The 6,675-nt window shown below is 61.5% G+C and carries 6 protein-coding genes and 1 pseudogene; 2 read left to right on the top strand and 5 right to left on the bottom strand.

Features of this window, described 5'->3' with window-relative positions; genetic code table 11:
- Positions 1 to 351: 351 nt before the first annotated feature.
- The 5 genes from IU459_RS36185 to IU459_RS36165 form a co-directional block, all read right to left on the bottom strand.
- Positions 352 to 1,302, bottom strand: a complete 951-nt coding sequence (locus tag IU459_RS36185; protein WP_195134097.1) for a helix-turn-helix transcriptional regulator — start codon at positions 1,300 to 1,302, stop codon at positions 352 to 354.
- Positions 1,303 to 1,330: 28 nt separating this feature from the next.
- Entirely contained in the window at positions 1,331 to 2,383 is a 1,053-nt protein-coding gene (locus IU459_RS36180; RefSeq protein WP_195134096.1) for a porin PorA family protein, read from the bottom strand.
- 331 nt (positions 2,384 to 2,714) lie between these two features.
- Positions 2,715 to 4,052 carry a carotenoid oxygenase family protein gene (locus IU459_RS36175; RefSeq protein WP_195134095.1) on the bottom strand — a complete coding sequence of 446 codons (1,338 nt, stop codon included), beginning with the start codon at positions 4,050 to 4,052 and terminating at the stop codon, positions 2,715 to 2,717.
- Positions 4,049 to 4,198, bottom strand: a complete 150-nt coding sequence (locus IU459_RS36170; RefSeq protein WP_195134094.1) for a hypothetical protein — start codon at positions 4,196 to 4,198, stop codon at positions 4,049 to 4,051. The genes IU459_RS36175 and IU459_RS36170 overlap by 4 nt, the downstream gene beginning before the upstream one ends.
- A 510-nt stretch (positions 4,199 to 4,708) precedes the next feature.
- Positions 4,709 to 5,602 carry an SDR family NAD(P)-dependent oxidoreductase gene (locus tag IU459_RS36165; RefSeq protein ID WP_195134093.1) on the bottom strand — a complete coding sequence of 298 codons (894 nt, stop codon included), beginning with the start codon at positions 5,600 to 5,602 and terminating at the stop codon, positions 4,709 to 4,711.
- A gap of 88 nt (positions 5,603 to 5,690) precedes the next feature.
- Between IU459_RS36165 and IU459_RS36160 the strand changes: the two genes are divergently transcribed.
- Both IU459_RS36160 and IU459_RS36155 read left to right on the top strand, forming a co-directional pair.
- Positions 5,691 to 6,296, top strand: a complete 606-nt coding sequence (locus tag IU459_RS36160) for a TetR/AcrR family transcriptional regulator (protein WP_195134092.1) — start codon at positions 5,691 to 5,693, stop codon at positions 6,294 to 6,296.
- 63 nt (positions 6,297 to 6,359) lie between these two features.
- Positions 6,360 to 6,675 (top strand): annotated as a pseudogene (locus IU459_RS36155) (hypothetical protein); the annotation flags it as partial.

Genomic DNA, 6,675 nt, shown 5'->3' with positions numbered 1-6,675 from the left:
CCACCGGCTCACAATCCGCTACGACCGCAAAGGAACTCACTATCTGGGCTTCCTGACGTTGGCGGCCACGCTCACCTGCTTCAAGAAGCTGGCGAAAGCAAAATCAGCCATGTGAGACATGGTCTTAGAGCGCAAATCCACACACACACACACACCGAAGAACACCAGGTCAACAACCCGCACCGACCATCAAGCCAGAAACGTGGCCCGAGTCAGGTTAGAGACCACGAACTTCCGAAGTCGACAGCATTTCGAAAAGGGCAACTTCAGCCCGACACCCGGTATCTAACATGCGCGGTCCGGGCCGATCCCATTTCCACTACGACGAGCCTCGAACCCTCCAGGGCGCATTCACAGGTTGGAGGAGCCCTCGCTCGTTGCGCCGCGCAGATCGCGAAACTCAGCCGGCGTTGTCGTGATACGTCTTCCGATGCTCGATCCAGGACGTTGCCGCTCCTCCTGATTGATCGCCAACAACTTCCGCAACTTCCCCCACTCCACCTCATCGACCGGCGTATACACCTGCATCCACGAATGCGGCACCGACGGAAACGACATACTTGTCACGAACATCTCCAACTCCCCCACCGCCAAATTCCGCACCCGCTTCGTCCGAACCACCGGAACCGCCACATCATTCAACGCCCACAACGACGCGAAACTCGCACTACCCGAATGCAACTCCGCAATGAACTTCTCCCAACCCGGATCACCCAGATTATTCGCGTACGCACCACGCAGATAACCCACCATCCGACGCATATCATCCCAATTATGGCGGTACAGTTTGAAGCACTCCGGCGTCAGGAATACTCTACGCGCCAAATTTCGCTCTCCCGACAAAACCACCGGACACAACGCTTCATACGACCTGTTATGCGCCAACACGTCATACCGCGCACTCAACACCACACCCGGCAACGGCTCCAAATGATCCAAAATCACCTGCAACTCCCCGGGCAACACGGTCCCGGAATATACCGGGGGAACCGTCGGTACATCCGCCAATCGATACAAGTGCGCCTTCTCCGCAGCATTCAACGACAGCGTCCGCGCCACGGCATTCAACACCTGAACACTGACATTGATCTCACGGCCTTGTTCTAGCCACGTATACCACGTCACCCCGATTCCCGATAACTGAGCAACTTCTTCGCGGCGCAACCCAGGGGTACGTCGCCGTGCCTCTACTGGAAAACCGACATCCCGTGGCGCGATTCGCGCCCGCCGCGATTTGAGGAAGGCTCCCAGTTCCATGCGCCGTGCCTTGGCAACTCCTCGGACATCGACTGCTTCGGCCATCTTCCAATCCTGCCGCGTTACTGCTCACCTAGTGAAAGTCATAAAGTCTGTCTCCAGTTCGGGCCTTTCGGCGCATGACAGCGACTGCGACCAGTCCGAACCCCGCGACGACGAGGGCCAGTGGCGCCCATACCTCCACGAGATCGAGCGTGCGCCCTAATGCCTGAGCCCTGGCGGCGGCTTCCGCGCTGGATTGCCCAGTCAGGTCGACCTTCAAAGCCATCACCGGCAGCAGGTCCACATACTCACCGTTCAGGTCCAGCCGGGCGACAATCTTCTGTTCCCGCGCCGCAGTAATTGGCATACCGAGTCGCGCGTCGGCGGCCAACCGCACGGTATTGGTCGCAGAGTAGGACAATGGGGTGATGTCGGGTAATAGCGGAATCGCTGCCCGAATGCGTGTTTGGGTATCGGGTGGCAATTGCGGAAGGATTTGTTCAATCATGCGCTTCGGCAGTTCGGGTGGAAACCTCTTCAAGGTCGCATCGTCTTTGACGGACCCAACTGCAATTCCTGTATAATTGTTAATCGCACGCCCGAGAACTACCCCGGATCCCGTGTACGACAGCGGAACGCCGTTCTGTGTTACCGCCTCCCAGAGCTTCATGGAGTTGTCAGCTGGTGGGTTTATCGGAAGCGAGACCGTGATGCCCTCATGGGGCTCGACCTCCATCCCAGCCGGAGCCGGTGCGCGCCCGAATGACACGCGATCCACTGCGTAGACGTGGGACTGCCCCATAGACATGCCGTTAGGGCCGTTGATGGTGCTCTTATCGTGAACGATCGCTATATCTCCAACCGTTGCGGCCACACGTACATGCCGGTCGACCGAGATCGGAATACCATCCACTATCGCGTCAGAAACGTCCCCCGAGGCCAGAGCCTGCGAGTTCAGCAGCATCATGGTACCCTCGAAACGAACCTTTGCGTCGAGGTCTTCTGGCAATTTCGTCATAAAGGGAATTACCGCTAAACGCAGCAGTGCTGCCAGTGCGATCAGAACAGCTCCGGCGATCGCGAGCGCGACCGCCGACCGGCGAGTCAACATCGTGTGATGCTCCTTATTTCTGTACTCATGCATTTCTGCAACTAAACACTACATAAGATCAATTCGGACATTGCCATAAGTGGCCCGATACCGCCACAAGCGCTGCCGATACATCCAGTCAGCAAAATTGTCATCAACAATGCACGTATGACGGATGACAGGTAAAGCCGACTCGGAAAATCAACGGAAGCTTCTGACGTCAATAACGCGGCGACCTACGTGTAAATCAAACTACCTCTTCCCGCAATATGGCTGCCGTACTCACTCGCATTCGACAACAGCTTTCTTAGCCCATGAGAGCTACGAATATGACTAGTGCCCACCTACTGAAAGACGACTTTGACGGCACCCCTGTCGAATCCCTTTACATGAGGTTGTCAGGTATCCAGCTGCCGTGGAATCCTGCCGGGACTCGCCTGGGTAGGTGCACGGAGGCCGTGTGCGACAGATCGGTGGCGTCGAGGACAAGGAGTTCGGAGCCGTGTCCGGCGCGATCGGAGACGATGGAGAGCAGCCAGCCCTCGTCCTCGGCGTGGGCTCCGGCGGCGGGAACGAAGACGGCCTCACCGGGCACGAGATCTGGAGCCAATTCCAGCGTCGTCGAACGACCGCTCGTGACGTCATATTTGACGATCGCGGTATCGGCCGCCGCGTACACGAAGCGGTTCGGATAGCCGGTGCGGGTGTCGTCGTGGGTCGGGAACTCCACTCCCCGGTCGTCGAGGCGCACCTCGGTCGCTTGCCCGGTCACCGGGTCCAGGGTCCAGCGGTGCAGCCGCGCTGCACCCGTCTGATCGGTACGTTCGCTGACACTACCCCCGATTTGCGTCCATAAGGCGGCGAAATCCTCTGGACCGTAGCGGACCGCATCGAACACGATCCGGCCTGCGGCATCCTCATGAGCGTTGGCGACATGGAAGATGTAGCAGGGATCGATATCATACCAGCGCACGGGGTGATTCCCGCGCCGGGGCATGACGCCAAGCCGAGAGCTGTACTCGTTGTCCCAGCGAAACGGCACACCGCCCAACAGCTTCGGGTCGAAGACGACCGGCAGATCCAACCATACCACATGGTTTCGGGTGATGGCGAAGTCGTGCATCATCGTTGGACCCGGCACGTCCACCACGCGGCTCTCCACCAATTCCCCTGTGGCGGTGAGTCGATGGTAGGTGAGGTATGGCGGCGCGTAACTGTAGCCGAAGAACAGCAATTCGCCGGTGTCGGGATCCCGTTTGGGGTGTGCTGTCATCGGGGTGGTCAGGTGACCGTCGAAATCACGTGGGCCGATGGTGTCGAGCTCAGAGCTCACCTCATAAGGAAAACCGTTCTCCGCCAGGGCCAGTATCCGGTGACCGTGCGCAATGACGTGCGTGTTGGCGGATACTGCGGTGCGGTCGAAGGTGTGATCGTCCCGCAGAAACGGTGCGTTGTCGGTGAATCTACGGGTGCGCACCCATCGGTTGCGGTACCACTCGGCGCGGCCGCCGCGCAGCCGCAACCCGTGAATCATGCCGTGTCCGGCGAACCAGTGCCCGCTGTCCTGGCCCGGTAGCGGATTGGGTCCATTGCGGAAGTAGCGGCCACTCAGTTCTGCTGGCAGCGCCCCGGTAAGGGGCAGATCGAATGCCTCGATCTCGTCGGGTACCGGTGCCAGATGTCCGGTCAGCCACGATGGTGTCGTCGTCTCGGTCTTGCTCATGTCAGTGCCTCCAGTTCGGCATCGCTGACTCCGGCGCGCCGCCGCGCGATATCCGGGTATCGGGTTGTGACCATCGCGGCGGCGATGAAGAATCCGACCTTGCACACGATCAGCAGGGTGGTGTTGTGCGACGCCCAGTGCTGCACAACTCGCGAGCGCGACCGCATCCAGTGTGAGACACACCGCCCAGACGACGGTGACGACATTGATCTGGCAGAAAAGCGCTGTGGCAGAGACGGAGTTATCGCACCCGCCGGGCGCTGTGGTGGGGTCGCCGCCAATGCGAGGAGTCGCCTGCACGAAAAGCCCGAGAACCCCTGTGCGCATGTGTGAAGAGCGGTCTGAGAGTTGGTCAGCAGGGTCCGGGCTTGGCTGAGGCAGGTGAGTAGCGCAGCGGTATCTGGAGGTTGGCTGGGATCTTCTTCAGTTCTCGGACCTTCTCCAGCCGTGCCACTGCCCCATCTATGGCATTGAAGTGCCGGCCCGCCTCTCCGAGCTCTGCCCGGAGTCGGTCCACGGCCGCACTGTCCATGGCGCGCAGCACGTCTAATTCGAGCGTCAACCAGGAGACAGTCACAACACACGACCGGCTTCGATCCACGTTGAGCCAATGGCGAATCCGGCCCATGTTCGCCGGTTCCCGTCGGGCTGCTCACTTACTTCGGGATTCCCGTGAGTGCGGCGCTGTCGCGCCATAGTGCGTGCATTGCATCGTCACTCATCGCGAGTTGCGATGGGTCGGGCCAGCCGAGGTGGCTGCGCTGGAATGAGGCATATACCCGTCCCGACGGTGGTTTGATCGCACCGAGCACGATGTCGGCCAGCACTGTTCCAGTAGCTACCCGCCCGTTGAAGCGTGGGACAAGCGATCGTAACGGCTCGAGCGCGGCCCATGCCAGACGAAGTGCCCATGGGCCGTTGCGCATCAACCCGGTACCCGGAGTGGGGCCTGGGTCGTAGGCCACCACGACGAGATCGCGCTGACGCGCCTCGGGTTGCGCGGCCAGCGCCCGCGCGGTAAGGATGTTGCACAGCTTGGACGACGCGTACGCCCGTCGTCCGGCAGTGCCTGGCTGTCTGTCGCGTTCGGCGTCCCGGTCGGGGTGGGCTAGCAACGGAGCATCGGCATGTCGCGGCGGCGGCATGCGGGTGCCAGCGGCGGGATCGTGGGTGCTGCTGGTGGTCAGCACTACCGTGGCGCCGTCTGCCAGATGGGGCAGCAGCAGCCGAAGCAGCAGATAGTGCGCGAGGTGGTTGACAGCAAACGCCGTCTCGAATCCGTCCGCGGTGCGGCTATCGGCATCGGGCGTCGCGATGCCAGCATTGAGGACGAGTCCGTTGATCCGGGTTCCGTCGACCTGGCTGACAATCGATTCGGCGAAGGCTCGGACGCTGTCAAGTCGAGCCAGGTCGAGCGGAAACGCCTCGGCCTCCGGCAGCGCCGCACCGCGGGTACCCAACAGCAGCCGAGCGCCCGGAACGCCCGCGAGGCGGCGCGCGGCGATCTCGCCGATCCCTGAGGTACCGCCAGTCATCACGAACGTGTTCATTATTCACTCCCGTCAGATAAGATGAGTCATTACTCAATCTACAATATGAGTCACTACTCACATTGTCAATGCGAACCTGGAGGAGCACGTGACCCCGACTGCCCACCGCGCTTCCGAGGGTCGGCCGCTGCGTGCGGACGCCCGCCGCAACCGCTTGCGCATCCTGGAAGCGGCCGACGCAGTTTTCACCGCTGTCGGGCCTGGTGCCACCACCGAGGAGGTTGCCCAGCTGGCCGGCGTCGCCATCGGCACGATATTCCGGCACTTTCCGACGAAAGAGTCGCTGATCGAAGCTGTGCTGGTCCAGCGACTTGACCATCTCGTCGCGGACGCGCGGGCTCTCGCAGAGACCGACGACCCTGGCGCGGCCTTCTACGCGTTCTTAGCCTGGATGGTCGACCAGACTGCCGCCAAGCATTCCTTTGCTGCCGCGCTCGCTGGGGCGGGCATCGGCTCCGCCCCGCTGGACAGCGCGATGTCTCAGGTCCGCCAGGCATTCGACGATGCGATGGGACGACTGCTCGACCGCGGCCAACAGGTCGGCGCCGTCCGAACCGACATCTCACTACCAGAATTGATGGCCGTTCTCCTTGGAGCGTTCCGCGCCGCGGAGTACTCCGCGGGAGAACCCGAAATTCAGTCCAGGGCCACCGCGATCATTTTCGACGGGCTACGCCCTGGCGCCGGTAACTGAGCCGCAGGGCAGGACGCGAGGAGTGAGGTGTCGTCGATTCACGACCCCGGAACCGGAGCGTCGGTGACGCGACCGGAAATCGAACTGTCGTGGAGGCGATCGAAGCTCAGCGGCGTAGCGCCCGAGTTCGACGGTTTCGCCGATCTCCCCGTGGCTGAATTCGATCCCAGCAGCCGTCTGGTCGAAGCCGCCTCGGTGGTTCTCGATCGCATGGCCGACAGGCTCGCGGGCACCGAGTTCAGCCTGTTGCTCGTCGACCGTGACTGTCGTCTGGTGTACCGCTGGTTCGGCGACCCACGGTTCGAATCCGCGCTGGAAAGCCTCGGCATCCGGGACGGGGTCTGTCTGGCCGAGGAGACGATCGGAACCAATGCGCTGG

The sequence above is a fragment of the Nocardia amamiensis genome, assembly GCF_015477605.1.
Lineage (GTDB): Bacteria > Actinomycetota > Actinomycetes > Mycobacteriales > Mycobacteriaceae > Nocardia > Nocardia amamiensis_A.
Note: the sequence above shows the minus strand (reverse complement) of the source record. Positions and strands in the feature narration are given on the sequence as shown.